This window comes from Blautia faecicola (assembly GCF_004123145.1).
Classification (GTDB): Bacteria; Bacillota; Clostridia; order Lachnospirales; family Lachnospiraceae; genus Oliverpabstia; species Oliverpabstia faecicola.
Window position 1 is genome coordinate 181,809 of sequence record NZ_SDKC01000001.1, and the last position, 18,168, is coordinate 199,976.

The 18,168-nt window shown below is 48.5% G+C and carries 8 protein-coding genes; all 8 read left to right on the forward strand.

Annotated features, from left to right (window positions below; all coding sequences use genetic code 11):
* Nucleotides 1–13: 13 nt before the first annotated feature.
* The gene (locus tag ETP43_RS00680; protein ID WP_129256775.1) at nt 14–3,742 is read left to right on the forward strand and encodes a cadherin-like beta sandwich domain-containing protein; all 3,729 of its coding nucleotides are present in this window, start codon (nt 14–16) and stop codon (nt 3,740–3,742) included.
* 17 nt (nt 3,743–3,759) lie between these two features.
* Nucleotides 3,760–4,896: a cohesin domain-containing protein gene (locus ETP43_RS00685; protein ID WP_129256776.1), complete on the forward strand. Its 1,137-nt coding sequence runs from the start codon at nt 3,760–3,762 to the stop codon at nt 4,894–4,896.
* Nucleotides 4,897–4,960: 64 nt separating this feature from the next.
* Nucleotides 4,961–6,190 carry a cohesin domain-containing protein gene (locus ETP43_RS00690; RefSeq protein WP_129256777.1) on the forward strand — a complete coding sequence of 410 codons (1,230 nt, stop codon included), beginning with the start codon at nt 4,961–4,963 and terminating at the stop codon, nt 6,188–6,190.
* Nucleotides 6,191–6,297: 107 nt separating this feature from the next.
* Entirely contained in the window at nt 6,298–8,598 is a 2,301-nt protein-coding gene (locus tag ETP43_RS00695; RefSeq protein WP_129256778.1) for a hypothetical protein, read from the forward strand.
* 21 nt (nt 8,599–8,619) lie between these two features.
* Nucleotides 8,620–9,555: an AAA family ATPase gene (locus tag ETP43_RS00700; RefSeq protein ID WP_129256779.1), complete on the forward strand. Its 936-nt coding sequence runs from the start codon at nt 8,620–8,622 to the stop codon at nt 9,553–9,555.
* 12 nt (nt 9,556–9,567) lie between these two features.
* Nucleotides 9,568–10,737: a DUF58 domain-containing protein gene (locus tag ETP43_RS00705; protein ID WP_129256780.1), complete on the forward strand. Its 1,170-nt coding sequence runs from the start codon at nt 9,568–9,570 to the stop codon at nt 10,735–10,737.
* An 18-nt stretch (nt 10,738–10,755) separates the two neighbouring features.
* Nucleotides 10,756–13,155, forward strand: a complete 2,400-nt coding sequence (locus ETP43_RS00710; RefSeq protein WP_164979542.1) for a transglutaminase-like domain-containing protein — start codon at nt 10,756–10,758, stop codon at nt 13,153–13,155.
* 26 nt (nt 13,156–13,181) lie between these two features.
* Nucleotides 13,182–18,167 carry a coiled-coil domain-containing protein gene (locus tag ETP43_RS00715; protein WP_129256782.1) on the forward strand — a complete coding sequence of 1,662 codons (4,986 nt, stop codon included), beginning with the start codon at nt 13,182–13,184 and terminating at the stop codon, nt 18,165–18,167.
* Nucleotide 18,168: the final 1 nt, after the last annotated feature.

The following is an 18,168-nucleotide window of genomic DNA, read 5'->3' on the forward strand; positions in this document are numbered from 1 at the left end:
AAAGGAGACTGAAATGGCGGGAGGACAAAAGAAAAAAAATAAGGGGCTGGCATGGCTGCTTACCTGTATTCTTGCTGTTTCAGCTGTTTTTCCACAGATGGTTTACGCGGATGTCATGCAGGAGACGGAGGCGGCAGGCATTGAAGCTTCTGATACAGCATCGGAAGAGGAAACGGTTTTGCTGGAAGGGATCCGGCTGAATACTACAAGCCTGATTATGAAAACAGGAGAGCAGAAAACCCTGATGGCTACGCTGCTTCCTGAAAATACAACAGAACAGCCGGAGATTCTCTGGTCTTCCACAGATCCTGATGTGGTACAGGTTGCCGGAGATGGAACAACAGCGGTGGTCACCGCTCCGGAAGGAGAAGGAGGAACCGCAGTAATTACAGTAACGGCAGGGGACTATACAGCCTCCTGCCGAGTGCTGGTTACAGTGCAGGAACCCATGCTGGAGAGCATGATCTTCATGCAGAACAGTTCCGGAAGCAACCGTTATGAGCTGACGGAAGCAGAGGAAGGGGTTCGGGAGTATACCTTAAGGGTGCCGGAAAGTACAAATGTAGTTTATGTAAGACCACAGCTTCGGGATGATGTGCAGGATGCGCAGATTACAGCAAAATTCACAGATATCACTTCCGGAGAAGAGGTTTCGGTGGATCTGCCGACGGATGAAGTAACTTCACTGACCAGCAGTGCAGGACGACTTCTGAAAGCATATAACATTCAGCCTGTGGAACTGACACTGGAGGTTACCGAAGGCAGCTATACAGAAGTTCATAAGATCCATGTGGTAAGAGGTACCTATCTTGGCAGTCTTCAGATCACCGATGATGAAGGCGGGGAAGTTGCCTATACACCGACTTTCAAAAAAACAGTGTATGAATATTCGGTGCATGTGCCGTCCAGCAGGAAATATTTACAGATGCAGCTCAAAGGTGCAGAAAAAACCAGCACGGTTCTTACCGTAAACGGAGAACCGGCAGAGCAGGGCAGTTATACCTTACCTCTGACAGAGGGAACCATGAAGGTGGTTATGCAGGCGGGTGACGGAGAAGTTGCTTCTCCGTACAGTTATATACTGACGGTGTATGTGGATACGATCTGTTATGTGTCCATAGCAACAGATCCGGAAGACGCGGTGGTTGCTGTCTATGATGCGGACAAAGTACAGGTGGATCCGAAGAACGGCAGGTATGAGCTGATCAAAGGGCAGACCTATTCTTACACCGTATCGGCTCCGGGTTATCAGACGGAATCCGGTCAGTTTAAAGTGTCGGCGGATGAAGAGAAAAAAATCACCCTGAAACAGAGTTCCGGTGATCAGCAGGAAGATGTGGATGCGGAATGGGGCGGCTACTGGAAGACCGACGATAATCTGAATATCGTGGATGCTCCGATGCCGGGATCCCTTTCCAGTGCAGAAGTCTTATGGAAACAGCAGTATGGTACATTCGGTAATTATACCAACAGTATCAGCGACGGAATCCTTGTGGATGGAAAGATCTGCTGTTTTCAGGGAAATGAGTTGTTATATCTGGATCCTGTTACCGGCGAGACACTTACCAAAGTGAAGATGCGGGACAAGGGAAACAGTGCATTTACCAAGCCGCTGTATGCGGCAGGAATGATTTTCGTTCCGCTGACAAACGGAAGAATCCAGGCGTTTAATGCGAAGACACTGAAATCGTTATGGCTCTACACGGACATTATCGGCGGCAATACCGCAACCGCACTGCGATATGATTCCGGTTATCTGTATGCGGGATTTGCAGACGGTAATCTGGTCTGCCTGTTTGCCGGAGATGAAGATCCGGAGCAGACAGAGGAAGATAAAACAGCTGTCTGGAGAAAATACGACAGCGGCGGATATTACCGGACCGGTGTTTATACCGGAGAAACGTATCTGTATGCCTGCGGTCGTTCCGGCAATCTGTATTGCCTGAACAAAAAGACCGGGCAGACGGTACAGACCGTAAAACTTCCGGATGAGACGGGCATTGCATCGACTGCGATCTGCCAGGATCAGGGAAGACTTTATTTTGCAACGGAGAATGGATATCTGTGTTCCTATCCGCTGGCGGAAGATGGAACCATCGATACGGAACATGCACAGGTTCTTTCTGTTGATGGAACGATCTTCGGTACGCCGGTGATCTACGAAGGAAGAATCTATGTGGGAAGTGCTGGAAAAGACCGGTATGGAACGGTACATAATCCGTATCATCTGAATGTGATTCAGATGGATATGGATGGAAACATGGCGCTGGCTTATCAGATGACGATTGACGGATGCCCGAAAGGAACGCCGACACTGACGACGGCCTATGCAAAAGAAGACGGTTATGTTTATGTGTATTTTACTACGGACAGTTCCAACGGAGGCATCTATCTGCTGAAAGATAAAGCAGGACTGACGCAGCCGGGAGAGGGAAGCGGATTGTTCTATCAGCAAAGTGAGGTAAACGGAAGCGGAAGCGGTACGATCCTGACGGACAGCAAAGGAAATCTGTATGTGCGTTATGAATCGGGCTGGATGTACGCGATCAAATCCTCTGCGTTATACCTGGAAGATGTGAAAATCTCCGAGGGCAATCCGGTGATCGACAATGGCGGTGCTTTTGACGGTCAGGCGCAGAACCATACGGTTGTGCTGGAAGCCGGAACATCGGAAATCACGATGAATTTTCAGGTGGCAGACGGTGTGACGGTGACAGTAAACGGACAGGAAGGCGCCAGCCGGAAAGTGATGTTGCAGGATGGCACGGCTGAGGTGGAAGTCGTGCTCAGCAAAGACGGTCAGACAAGGCAGTACAGTTTTCAGATCCGTACCAAAAGCTCGGATGCAACACTGGAAACTTTACAGGTGAGCTTTTCCTCTATCGTCTATGTCATGGAGATGGAACTGGAACCGGCATTTCAAAAAAATGTGCTGGAATACAATTCTTCTCTGTACGGGGACGGCGAGGACAGAGAACCGTACTATGTATGGCCGATTGCCAGTGACAGCAAAGCAACCGTAAAAGTTACAGTGGTTTCCGGAGTGGACGGCTGTGCCGCCGGTGATGAGATCGAAGCGGCTACGGCAGTTTTTGATGATCAGGTCAGAGCCAGATATAAGGTTCGACCGAGTTCAGAGAATAAACCGGCGCTGATCAATATAGAAGTGACAGCAGAAGACGGAAAGACCACAAAAGATTACACGCTGAAGCTTTTCCGGGACAATGAGGCACCAAAGATCACGGCAGGAACAAATGCAGTGGTGACACGAACAGAGAAAAGTGCCAGAATCCGGATCAATGCAAACATGGACGGCTATCTGTATTATCTGTTTGCGGATAAAGAGGATTACAGTAAGATTCCACCTGCAAACGAGATGAAGACGAATGGAAAACGGATTGCGATCAAAAAAGGAGAGCAGACGGTAGAACTGGACGGACTTCACTCCGGAGAGGGTGTTATGTATCTTTACGAGATGGGATATTCCCAGCGGTTCAGCAATGGAATCCAGGTGGATATACCGGAGTACAAAGGTGGAGATACACCGGTAGACCCGGATCCGTCCGGAAAAGGGGATATCAATCAGGATGGCATCGTGGATCTCACGGATGTGGCGGTTCTTTTGGACGCTGTGACAGAAGGAACGGATGTCAGTCTGGAGATCGCAGATATGAATGAAGATGGCGTTGCAGATCTTACCGATGTGGCAATTCTTATGGATCAGGTCACAAAAGACGGATAAAGGAAAGGAGAAAGAAAATGAAAATAGGAAAAAAACTTTTTTCATTGTTAGGAACAGCACTTCTTGCAGCAGCTGTTGCATGGAATTTTGGAGGTGCGACGGAAGTACAGGCAGCAAGTTACACAGTAAACAGTTCCGTCAGTGATGTTCAGGGCAATGTGGGAGATGTTATCAATCTTCCGATTCACATCGAAAGTACACAGAAATTAAGAGGACTTTCCGGAAAATTAAGAGGAAATTATGATACTACGGTACTGGAATTTCAGGGTATGGAAGGAAAAGATATTCCGGAAGCGGTTCTGACATCGACAGCCGGTGGAAATTTTTCCTACCTGACATCCAGCAGTAACACATTTTCAAGTGGAACACTGAACCTGAAATTTAAGGTGCTGAAATGCTCAGCAGATCCGGTCAGCGTAACGATCAGAGATCTGTATTATACCGATGGAAATGAAAGCAGTGACAAAGTAACACTTACAGCGAACGTTACGGTTAATCATCCACAGGATCAGAGAGAAGAAAAAGTGACAAAAGAAGCAACCTGTACGGAAAAGGGAAGTAAATCCATCATCTGTAAAGTATGTGGAGCAACACTGGAGACACAGGAAATTCCGGCGCTTGGTCATAAGGCAGGTGACTGGAAAGTGACAAAAGAAGCAACCTGTACCGAAAAAGGAAGCAGAGAACAGCGCTGTACCGTATGCGATGAAGTTGTGAAAACAGAAGAGATCGCAGCACTCGGTCATAAAGCAGGTGACTGGAAAGTGACGAAAGAAGCAACCTGTACCGAAAAAGGAAGCAGAGAACAGCGTTGTACCGTATGCGATGAAGTTGTGAAAACAGAAGAGATCGCAGCACTTGGTCACAAGGACGGAAAATGGAAAATCACCAAAGAATCTACCTTTACAGAAAAAGGTTCGAAAGAATTACACTGTGCAGTATGTGATGAAGTGATCAAAACCGCAGTGATTCCTTTCAAAGGTGATATCAATGGAAATGGCAAAATTGATCTGACCGATGTTTCCAATATGGTAGACAGCATCACAGATGGAAGCGCAGTAGAAGCGGAAATCGGAGATCTGAACAACGATGGTGTTGTTGATCTGACCGATGTTTCTAAATTACTGGATCTGATTACAGAAGGTACGGTATAAAGATGTGGATAATATGATGGAAATCATCATATTCCAGATAGAAAAAGAAAGGAAGTAAGAAGAAATGAGCATCAGAAAAAAATTAGTATCACTGCTCGGTACAACAATGATTGCAGCAGCAATTATGTTTGTAGCAGGAGGAGCAACCGAAGTACAGGCTGCAAGCTATACGGTCACCAGTACAACCGGTGATGTGACCGGAGAAGTGGGAAGTACTGTAAAAGTGCCGATCCATATCAGCAGCGCACAGGATCTGAGAGGACTTTCCGGAAAGTTGAACGGAAACTACGACAGCAGTGTATTACAGTTTGAAGGAATGTCACCGGAAGGTATCCCGGAAGCAGTTCTGACATCAACAGCCGGTGGAAACTTCTCTTATCTGACAAGCAAAAATAATACATTTAAGAGCGGTACACTGAACCTGGAATTTAAAGTGTTAAAATGCACAGCAGATCCGGTTTCTGTTACGATTAAAAATCTGTACTATACCGATGGTAATGAAAGCAGCGATATGGTAGATCTTACTGCAAAAGTTACAATCAATCATCCAACCGATAAACGAGTTGAGACTGTAGCCAAAGAGCCAACCTGTACCGAAAAAGGAACCAAATCCGTAAAATGCGGCGAGTGTGGCGCTGATCTGGGAACAGAAGAGATCCCGGCACTGGGACACACAGCAGGTGACTGGAAAGTAACAAAAGAAGCAACCTGTACAGAAAAAGGAAGCAAGAATCAGCTGTGTTCCGTATGTGGTGAAGTGATCAAAACAGAAGAGATCGCAGCACTGGGACATAAAGCAGGTGACTGGAAAGTAACAAAAGAAGCAACCTGTACAGAAAAAGGAAGCAAAGAACAGCGTTGTACCGTATGCGGTGAAGTTGTGAAGACAGAAGAAATCGCAAAACTGGCACATACCTGGAAAACAGACAAAGATACAGATAAAGACGGATGGAAAGTAGTAACCGTAGCAACCAAAGATAAAGAAGGAAGCAAAGAGAGAGTCTGCAGCGTTTGTGGAACAAAAGAAACAGCTACAATCGCAAAACTGACAGCTACTACAACACCTACTCCAACCGCAACACCAGGAGCAACAAGTGGAAATAAAAACAACACAACAACCGGAACAACTTCTACAGGAAGCAAGACAACCAGCGGAACTTCCACAGGTTCTACAGCAGTAAAAACCGGTGATTCCACCAATGTAGCAGGAATGGTTGCAGCAGTTGCAGCTTCTGCAGGTATTCTTGTAATCTGCGGCGTAATGGTTATGAGACGTCGTAAAGTAAACCGTTAAGGAAACAGTAACTCATAAAAAGAGAGTATCAGAAAACAGAGAAGGTTTGCTCCGAAGGTATCTTCGGGGCAAACCTCATCTTGTAAAAAGAGGCAGGGTAAAATTTCATGAAAAAACCGGATAGAAGAAAAGAAAACAGAAAGAAAGCAGCAGGTGCACTGGCAGGTCTGGGACTGGCAGTCTTCTTTTTTATACTGCTGTTTGGATTCGGAAAGGCAGATCCGGAGAATCCGATGGAAAATACCACCGCCGATGCTTCTCATATGTATTTGACATCGTCCACACTTGCCATGGATAAGGAAAAACTGGCAAGTGTGGAGAATGCCAACATCAGCTCCGGCGGTTCGGAAAACCAGGCACAACAGGAAGAGGAGCAGCAGGAAGAAGAGGAGCAGGAACAGGAAGATCAGAAACAGAACGAGGAAGAACAGAAGCAGGATGTGCAGCAACAGGAAAATGAGCAGCAGACCGCGCAGGATACAACCAGTACATCTGCAAACACAGATTCCCAGCTGAATGTATCGGACAGTCTTTTGAATCTGATCCAGAAAAACCCGGGAAGCGGAAACAATGGTTCCGGTTCGGATGAAAACGGCGGTCAGGGATCAGATGGTGACAAGAATAACGGAAATGGAAATCCGGACAACAACGGCGGCAACAAAATTCCTTCGGACGGTGGACAGCAGACCACACTGAATCCATCCCAGTCCGAGGCATTATTTACCACCAGCCTGAAAGATGGCGATGAAGTGACGGATCCGGAGTATCCGTTTACGATCACTTTGACAGAAAAAGGAAAACAGCTGACACTGGTAAGTATGACGGTCACACAGAATGGCAGCAGCCGGATCTGTAAAAGCCATGACAGCCTGACCTTAAAAGAGGGAGCAAATACGGTGTCTGTCACCGTGCGTTTCCGTGACGGAAAATACAATCAGATCGATGCATCCACAAAAGTTTACACGATCTATTATTTCCCGGATCATGATGTACAGCTGGAAGTAAAAAATGCGAGATCCGGTGCATACATCTACGACCAGGATCAGCTGACGGTCATGCAGGACAGTCTGTGGATCCAGGTGAGAGCGAGAAAGGCTTCCGGCGGAACCATCAGCGATGTGAGTGTCCGGGTGCGTCTGAACAACAAGACACAGAAAGCAGATTCCGACGGAATTTACCGGATGAAACTTACCCTGGGAAATAACCAGGTGAAGGTGACCGCGGGAGAAGGAGGAAACAGTCAGAGGACCGTCTCCTTTACCGTGAATTATAAAGTCGATCAGTTTATGATCAGTTTTGAAAGTTCTGCAAAGACAGAAAAGATATCCAACAATCCGGGAATCGGGGATAAGGTGTTCAAAGGGGTTACAACGTTTAAATATGCGTCAACATCGGCGGATTTTTCTTTCCGTATCCGTTGTTCCACGGTGACCGGAGATGAGCGTATTGATAAGATCCAGGTGACGAACCGTTACGGAACACTGGATGTGACGGATCAGGCAGGTGCGGACGGATATATCAATATTACACTGGATGCCTCCCAGTCCAATAATATCCGGGTGTACTGTACGGATTCTGACGGTGAATCCCAGTGGTATACCTGGTCGGTGAACTACGAGCGTGTTCTGGATCCGGAGGAAAACCAGAAGAAAGCACCGGTGATCCGTGCGAATATTACGAATGAGACAGTCAATGCAGCACTGTTTATCGTTCCGGTCAAAGTGTTTGACTATAACGGCAACGAACTGAAAGCCAATCAGAATTTCCAGCTGTATCTGAACGGAGAATATCTGGACTATCACAGCCGGGAACAGGATGGCACTTACGAATACAACCTGTATTTGACCGAGGGAGAGAATACGGTTGTTATCCGGGCGGTGGATAATGAAGGATATACGGCGGAAAAGACATACACCGTAACACTGAACCCGGTAAAAGAAGAGGCGAGAGTCCGTGTGATCGTATCGGCGGAAGTTATCGGACTGGGAACCATGATCGACGAGACGGTCACTACGACCGCAGACCAGACGGTGGCACAGATCGTGGAAGACCGGCTGGCAGCTTACGGATATACGACCATTCATGACGGAGTGGCAGATTCGGACAGTTATTTCCTGCGTCATATACAGAAACCGGGAATTAACAACGGATGGAATATAGCAGATGATGAGCGGTCGCTGCTGGATATGCTGGGATATGATCTGGAGGAAGGACCGAAGAGCAATGACAGTCTCGGAGAAAAAGATTTTACGGCTGGTTCCGGATGGATGGTCACACTGAACCATTATTACATCGCACAGACTATGGGAACCAGAGCGATCCGTGACGGAGATGAGATTCATCTGATTTATACACTGAGTGTGGGAAAAGATATCGGCGTGGATCCGAGTACAAGTATTTATGGATAAAGGAAATACAGGAGGAAAAAGATGAACAACAGAACAGATGCAGTCATCAATGAAATTGAAAAGGTTATTATCGGAAAAAGGGAAGTCGTGGAACGTGTGCTGATGGCGATTTTGTCAGAGGGACATATTCTGCTGGACGATGTACCGGGTGTCGGAAAGACCACACTGGCAGTTACCTGCTCGGTGGTTATGGGCGTGCAGTATCAGCGTATGCAGTTTACGCCGGATGTTGTGCCGTCGGATATCGTTGGATTCTCGGTGTACAACAAGGCGACCGGTGGATTTGACTATAAGCCGGGTGTGGTTATGACGAATCTGCTGCTGGCAGATGAGATCAACCGTACTTCGAGTAAAACCCAGTCGGCACTTCTGGAGGTCATGGAGGAAGGTCAGGTGACCGTAGATGGTGTCACCCATCCGCTTCCGAAGCCTTTTGTGGTTATCGCCACACAGAACCCGGTGGGATCGGCAGGTACGCAGCTGCTTCCACAGGCGCAGTTAGACCGTTTTATGATTCGTTTGCAGATGGGATATCCGGACTTTAAGAGCCAGGTAGATATTCTGCGTGACCGTCAGAAAGTGAATCCGCTGGATCAGATTCAGAAAGTGATCGGCGGGGAAGATATTATTGCCATGCAGCAGGAGGTAAAGGATATCCATGTGGAAGATGCGATTCTGGAATATGTCACCTCTCTGGCGATGGCGACAAGAGAAGATGAGATGATCCGTCTGGGTGTCAGCCCGCGAGGTGCGCTGGCGATCGTGCGGATGGCGAAAGCACATGCCTATCTGGATGGAAGAAATTATGTGACACCGGAAGATGTACAGAAGGTATTTATCGATGTGTGTGCACATCGAATCATCCTGAATCCGAAGGCGAGAGTGGCGGAACTGTCCGCGGAGGATATTCTGAAAAATGTAATGAAACGCACGAAATCTCCGGACAGTGGACGGTAACAGGAGGAGCCTATGAAAAAGTCCAGAGTAATATGGGGTTTGTGGCTGGTTCTGGCGGTGATCTTCTGCTTCGTGACAGATGGAGTGACAGGATATCTGTTGCTGGCAGTTTCAATCGTATTGCCGCTGCTGTCGGGAATCACGCTTTTTGCTGTCCGGGGAAAGATGGATGTGCAGCTGACACTGGCAGCTTACGGGGAGAAAGGAAAGGCAGTGACAGGAAAGCTGCTGGTAAAGAACCGCAGTTTTCTTCCGGCGGATCGTCTGCGGTGCAGGGTCTGCTGTGAGAATCTGCTGACCGGTGAGAAAGAGTATACCAATATTCCTGTGGCAGCTCCGGCAAGATCCGGGGTGGATACGGAATTTCAGTTAAAAAGCAGACATACGGGTAAGGTGAGAATCTCACTGAAATCCATGGTATGGTACGATCTGTTCGGTCTGTTCCGTTCCCGGCTTTCTTTCCGGGGAGAGGCGATGGCAGTCGGTATGATCGCACCCAATATATTTCCGATGGAAACACAGATTGCCTACGGGGAAAGTACCAATATGGACAGCGATGAGTATTCCATGAAAAAGGCGGGATATGATCCGTCGGAAACCTTTGCGATCCGGGAATACCAGCCGGGTGACCGGATCCGTCAGATCCACTGGAAACTGACGGAGAAGTTTGACAATCTGATGGTAAGGGACTACGGTCTTCCGATCCAGAACACGATCCTGCTGTTGCTGGAAACCGGATACGCACAGGACAAACCGGATCCGGACTGTATGGATGCGCTGGCGGAGGCACTGCTCTCGGTATCACAGGAACTTGCCAGCCAGCAGGTGGTACACAGTATCGGATGGCAGAACCATGAAGAAAATACGTTCTCCTGTGTGGAAGTAGAGACGGAGGAAGATCTGAATCTGGTGCTTCCGGAACTTCTGGGAGCAGTTCCCGGAGAAGACCGGATGACGGTGGCAGAGCATTATATGGAAAATCGGGAACAGCTGGAATTTGCCCATATGGTAGTGTTCACTCCGGGGCATGAAGACAGCCTTGGCGGACTGGCAAGCCAGTGTATCGTTACCGAAGTGATCTGTGGTTCGGAAATTGCCGGATATGATCAGCAGGACGGTGTTGCGATGGTCGGAGGAGGACCGGACAACCTGTCGGAAGCGATCGCTTATCTTGAGATCTAAGTTAGGGGCATGAAAAACATGAAAAATAATGAGAAAACACAGGCATTTGTGTTGCAGCCTTATCCGGCAGCGCAGGGGAAAAAGAATCAGGTGACGGCATTTGTCGTGGATCTGTGCTTTATCTGGATGTACCTGGCGGGGCTGACGATCTGGCTGGTTTCCGCGCTGAACCTGTCGGTGAATACAGGAATCGTTCTGTTACTGGCGGCTGGGATCACGGTTTTGTGGAAATTGGCAGCAGAGGTTGGAAAAAGTAAAAAATGGATCCTTTTTCTGGTATGGGGTGTGCTCCTTGTACTGACAGCAGCGATCGGACAGAAATTGTGGCTGGGAGGCATGCATCAGATCTGCAACAGTGCGATCGATGCACTGGGAAGACGGTTTCCGTATCTGCTTCCCTCTTATGGAGTTGCCGTAACGGACAGCATGAAAGTACCGGCTCTTTACGGGGCGATCGGCTGGTTCCTGTTTCTGGTGGTGCCGGGAGCCGGTTATCTGGTAGAAAAAGGAAACCGGATGTTTCTGGGGATTCAGATGGCAGGATTGGTTCTGCTTCAGATGATCACAGGAGTCGGTCCCGGTCTTACCGGATTCCTCTGTTCCTTTTTCTGTTTTCTGGCGGTCTGGATCCGGGGACATGCGGAGAGGGTAACGGCAGGAACACAGAGACTGGCAGCGGTGGAAATGATCGTTGGAGTTGCTGTTCTTGGAGGTATCCTGCTGACCGGTGGTTATGTACTGGCAGAAAACGTGCTTCCACAGGACGGAACGGTTCTTTCGCAGTGGAAAGAAGCGCTCGTACAGAAAGTGGAAGATTACCGATATAAAGGAAGCAGTAAGATCCTTCCGGATGGACAGTTTCAGAATCTTTCTTCGTTTGAACCGGAAAAGAAAGAGGTGCTGAAAATCACGATGAGCCAGCCGCAGTCCTACTACCTTCGCGGATTTACCGGAAGTGTCTACACGGATGACGGCTGGAAAGGAGAGGACAGCGCAAAGCTCTGGGAGAACAGAGATCTGTTCTACTGGCTGCATCAGGATGATTTTTACGGACAGGAGATCCTCGGAAAAGCCGCTACAGCCCTGGATGCTGAGGTGGCAGCAGCGGATAAAAATACAATTACTGTTGAAAATGTGGCGGGAAATTCCCACTACTGTTATACACCATACGAACTGGCTGATCCGACCGGTGATGCAGTACAGAATCTTCTGGATGCACAGAAGATCGGGGACTGCGGGATCCTGAACGGAGAAATCCGGGGAGAAAGAACGTATACCTATCAGGCGTATCCGGCACTGATCACAAAATATCCGTCCTATACGGCAGCGCTTCTGGCCACGGAGCATCTGGGTGCTGCGGGGAAGGATTATCAGAAGCTGGAAGAGTATTATAATGCATTTGCCTATGACAATTATCTGGATATGCCGGATCAGATGCAGAGAGAATGTGCATCCCTCCTTGGAAGCTATGAGAGAAAAGACGGGGAAAAGCATGCGGATTATGCGGAAGCAAAACAGAACATCCTGTATCTTCTGACCACAGAATACACGGACAGTGACAAACTGGACGAAACGTGGAACGGAGCAGACTTTATTTATGAATTTCTGGAAATTTCAAAAAAAGGATATTCCGTGCATTTCGCCAGTGCGGCGACGATGATGTTCCGCTATTATGGAATCCCGGCAAGATATGTGGAAGGATATCTGGTAACACCGCAGGATGCTGAAGCCATGACGGCGGGAGAACCGTATACACTGGATGACACCCATGCACATGCCTGGGTGGAATATTATCAGGACGGTGTGGGATGGCTGCCGTTTGAGACGACACCTTCTTATCTGGATATTATGAATCAGGCAGATGAGTATCAGGATATCAGCGGACTTTCCGGCGGAGGTTCTCAGGATCAGGATCAGCAGGATGAGGAACAGGATCAGCAGGAAGAACAGGAGGAAGAGCCGGATGATACGATCGACTGGATCCAGGTACTGATCGTGCTTCTGATCATCGGAATCGTGTTACTGCTTCTGACAATGCTGGCATTCCTTATCTGGATCCAGCTACAGCGAAGAAAGAGCAGACAGTTAAAGAAACGGTTCGCATCAGAGGATCCGCGGGAAGCGATCTGTTCGATGTATGAGTATACGATGAATATTCTGTCTGCAGCGGGACTGAAGATTCGCAATACCTCTCTGTACCGCTATGAAAAACAGATTACAAAAATGTTTGATGAGGAGACCGGAAAAGAATATCATCGGATCGTAGACATTCGTCAGGAAGCGGTCTACAGCCGGAACAGTCTGACGGAAGAACAGAAACAGGAAATGATGACATTCAAGGAAAAGATCTGGAAAAGAATCTATGCCAACGGAACCTGGATACAGAAGATGCAGTTAAAATACATTTATTTTCTGTAAGGGGAAACAGCAGGCAGGAGGAAAATATGAACAGAGAAGAGAAGAATACACAAAGAAAACGAAAAGGAATGCGTATACTGGCAGTCCTGTTGATGGTTGTCGTAACGATCACCTCATTTCCTCTGCTTCCGGATGAAGTACAGGCGGCTGCGGTAGAACGGACATGGGATGGTGTGAGCCGGGAGATCCCCGAGATGGATGAAAATGGTACCTATCTGATTGAAAACGGTGCCGAGCTTGCCTGGTTTGCGGATCAGGTAAACAGCGGAAACGGATCGATCAACGGAAAGCTGACCAATTATATTTATCTGAACCGTTACAACACTTCTTATAAATGGGTGATCATCGGTGATACGATAGACCATCCGTACCGTGGAAACTTTGACGGTAACGGACAGAAAGTTGTGTATATGAATGCACAGATCAGCAAGGAGGATCAGGACCGCCGCTACGCCGGTCTGTTTGGTGTGATCGATGGCGGAAGTGTCCGCAATCTGACCGTTCTCGGAAAAGTGTTTCATGGATATGGAAGTTATGACAGTGACGGAAGAAACGATCAGTTTTATACCGGAAGCGGCGGTGTAGCCGGATATCTGAAAAACGGAACGATTGTAAACTGTGTCAACTATACAAGAACAACGATGGACGGCGATGCCCTTTATCGAAATGCCGGAGGAATCGCAGGCATCTGTGAGGGTGTGATCTCCCGGTGTGAAAACTACGGAAAACTGTCCACAACGATTGTAATCGCACAGAATCACATCGGAGGAATCGTCGGACTTGTCTCCGGGGCAACCGCACAGGTTACGACTTCACTGAACCATGCGACGGTGCAGGGATATTACTGTGTGGGAGGAATCGCCGGTGCGGTAAAAAGCGGTGCGGAGATTACGGCATCCGCCAATTACGGAGCGGTAAAAGGAAATTCCATTATCGGAGGAGTTGCCGGAAGGATTTCTACTACCGGTATGTACAGCAATGGAAGCGCGAAAGAATGTGGCATCTATGATGTCTACAACCTGGGAACGGTCAGCGGATACGGAACCACAGCCGGAAGCGAGATGGGCGGAATCGTCGGAGAAGCGGGATATGAAAACTGGAAACAGGAAGTACTTCCGCCGATGCCGGTGATCGAGAGAGCCTATTCGGTAGCCATCACACCCGGTGTGTCACGAAACGGGGCAGTTATCGGATATCTGCTGAGCGGCTGTTACGGAACAGTCTATGGAATCACTTCTGGTCTGTACAGTCCGAACGTGGTAGGAGCAACGAATAACCGGGCGGTCAAGATCCTCGGGGAGGCGCGGACGGTTTCTTCGGATGAGATGAAGAGCGTAACGCTTCTGGAAAAACTGGGAAGTGCATTTACCATGTCCAATGCATACGATACAGACAATCAAGGCTACCCGAAACTGGTATGGCAGGGACTCCCGTCGGATATTCTCGATAAAGTGGACGATGCACAGCTGGAACTGAACAGCTGGATCTCGGAAAATAACAAGAAGAAATATGGAAAGAATTACACCCAGATCGAGTCTCTTGTGAAAACGTATAAAGAAAAACTCGGAGCGATCACTTCCGAAGAAGAACTGGATGCGGTCATGGAAGAGGCAAGGGAAAAACTGAAAGCGGTCAAACCGGGCGTCGGACAGGACACGGAACTGGCAGAAGCCATCGATAACGGTGTAATTGCTCTGGAAGAGTACAATAAGAGACTGTTAAAAGAGAACCCGGAACTGACGGACAGACAGAAAGCAGAGATGGAAAATGTCCTGACCACCTGGAAGAAAAAACTGGAGACAGCGACTTCTGAAGAGGAAGTACGAACCATGGTGCGTGACGGAAAAGATGCGCTGGAAGAACAGCTGGCATCCTTTACGGCAGATAAGAAACTGGAAGAAGTCCGGGCAAATGCAACAGAGACACTGACCAATTACCGGGCGACAGAAAGCTATGATGTCGTCTGGATGCACAAGATCAAACTGGTGAGGGACAAGGCACTGGATGCGATCGCAAAGGCGGAAACGGTAGCAGAAGTGAATAGCCTTCTGGAGCAGGCGAAAGAGGACATTGATGCAGTGATCGATCAGATTCCGGAGGCGGGTGCCTGGGACGGAGTCTCAAAGACAGAACCGAAGACAAACGAAAACGGTGTGTTCCAGATCACCAGCGGAAGTGAACTTGCCTGGTTTGCCGAACAGGTCAACCAGGGACAGAAAGATCTGTGTGCGGAACTGGTGAATGATATCAGCCTCGGCGGAAAGAACTGGACACCGATCGGAAAATCGGATGCACGCCCGTTTGCAGGAAGTTTTGACGGTATGGGACATACAATCCGCGGACTGTATCTGGATGTGGAAGATACGTATGTGGGTCTGTTTGGAAAAGTAACCGGCGGCAGCGGACAAAAGATCCAGAATCTGACGGTATCCGGAAATATTCCGGTTGGAGGAAGAGTCAGCTATGTAGCCGGTATCGCAGCACGCATTGTCGGAAATGACAGCAATGACAGGGTGGAAATCACGAACTGTCACAGCAATGTAAGAATCTGTGTGACCGGTATCCGTACCCTGGATGCAGGTGTCGGAGGAATTGCCGGAAAGGCAGAATATGCAAAAATCAGCAACTGTTCCAACGGTGGAAGTGTGAAAATCGCATCGGAGGGAAGAGGAGGACTTACCTATTATACCGGTGGTATTGCCGGTGTCGCCGCTTCCGAAAGCCGGATAGAGGCATGCAGCAATACCGGAGAGATCTGGTGTGCACACGCAGCCGGCGGACTGATCGGTGGCGCATTAGGAAAAAATCCGGTCTGCTATTCCAGTTACAATACGGCAGATGTCTCCGGTTTGTATTATGCCGGTGGACTGTGTGGTGTGATCCTTTCCTCGTCGAGTGATTTCGGCTGGTGCTACACTTCCGGCGCTGTGAATCTGAACGATTCCGGTCTTGCACTGGGAGCTGTCTTCGGAAAGATCACCGGCAGTGATTTTAAAAATCTGTTTGCGCTGAAACGGGCAGATGTCATGGGAAGAACCCTGGTGGGAAGCTCCGGCGATTTCTCAGCGAGCGGTAAGTTCCTGAGTGAGAAAGAACTGAAGAGTGATGAGATCCTGAACAGCCTGAACGGTGGCGGAAACTGCTTCATTCACGATTATCTCGGCTTCCGCAACGGCTATCCGATGCTGAGCTGGGAGATGACACTGGATGATTTTAAGACGGGATCTATCACAGCTTTGAAAAATTCGGTACAGGAATCGGATTATACAGAAGAAAACTGGACAAAGGTACAGGCAATCCTTGAGGACGGTGCCGCACAGATCCGGAAAGCAGACAGCATGGAAGCGGTGGATGCGATCCGGACACAGACGCTGGCAGCCATTGGTGAGGTAGAGACAAAAGCGGGTACACAGGAGAGAAAATTACAGGAAGCAAAAGATGAGGCGATTGCGGTTCTGGAAAATTATGTGGATCTGAGTGTTTACCGGGAAGAAGAACAGAGCCAGATCCAGGCACTGATCGCCAATGCGAAGAAATATATCCTTCTGGCAGATTCCATCGAAGAGGTGGAACGGCACAGAGATGAGACAAGAGCAAAGATCGATCAGATCCCGGATGCATGGCAGTATTATGAACAGGTCAACATGGCTGCGGCTACACAGGTAGACAGTTATATCATGAATATCGGAGAAGTCATCTATACCTCTTATGTGAAAATCTCCATTCAGATCGCGAGAAATGCTTACGACAGTCTGACGGATGAACAGAAAGCGCTGGTAAGTACCTATCAGATCCTGTTAGATGCAGAAGCAGCATGGGCGCGTCTGGAAGAAGAAAATAACTTTACAGAAGATGATATGGAACTGGCAGCACGGGTGGATGAACTGATCGCAGCGATCGGAACGGTAACGGAGGACAGCCAGGAAGCAATCGCAACAGCGAGAAATGCTTACGACAGTCTGACGGACAAACAGAAGACGCTGGTTGCACATCCGGAGATTCTCCAGCAGGCAGAGGAAACCTATAACCAGATGAAAGCATCCGCGGTCGCATCTGCGATCGCCGGAATCGGTGAGGTGACACTGGACAAGAAAGAGCTGATTTTCGGTATTCAGGATCAATACGATGCACTTACCGATCAGCAGAAAGCACTTGTCAAAGATTACGATGTTTTAAAACAGGCGATCACGAAATATAAGAATCTGGTTGTGGTTCAGCCGGTGATCGAGCAGATCAGGGAACTCGGCGGTGTGGAGAATGTAACACTGGACAGTAAGACGGCGATCCAGGCAGCGATCCAGGTATATAACAGCCTGACCGGAGATCAGCAGGAACTGGTGACGAATTATGATGTTCTGGAAGCCCTGGCTGCAGCGTATGATTCGCTGGCAGCGGTGGATCGTGTGATTCGGATGATCGATGCAATTGGTGTGGTAAGTCAGGCAAGTGGCTCTCAGATCCAGCAGGCGCGTGCAGCGTATGATGCACTGACTGTGGAGCAGCAGAAACAGATCACCAACCGTTCCACGCTGGAAAGTGCAGAAGCGGCTTATGCGGCACTGGAAAAACCACAGACCACGGTAGATACATCTACGGACCGTATCAAAGGAAACCAGGAATCTCTGGAGAGCCTGCGCCGTTCGAGAAGTGGTTCCTCTGCCTCCTCAAAAAATACAGAGACGCTGGAAGAAGCAGGTAAAAAAGGAAAAAATCAGTCAAAGAAGAAGGATACAGACGCAAAAGCCACAGAGGAAAACGAAGAGGCACTGGAAGAAGAGCAGGCAGAGACGGAAGATTCCAGTCTTCCGTCCTGGCTGGCAGATCAGCTGGATGTGGGAGCACAGAGTGAAGAGACAGAGAATACCCAGGAGACAGAAAAAACAGGAAAACATACTACGCTGCTGTTGGTTCTTCTGATCGTATTCGGAGCCTGTGTGATCCTGACAGCCGGATTTGCAGTGGCACTGTATCAGGCTTCGAAGAAAAGAAAAGCAAGTCAGGTACATTATTAAA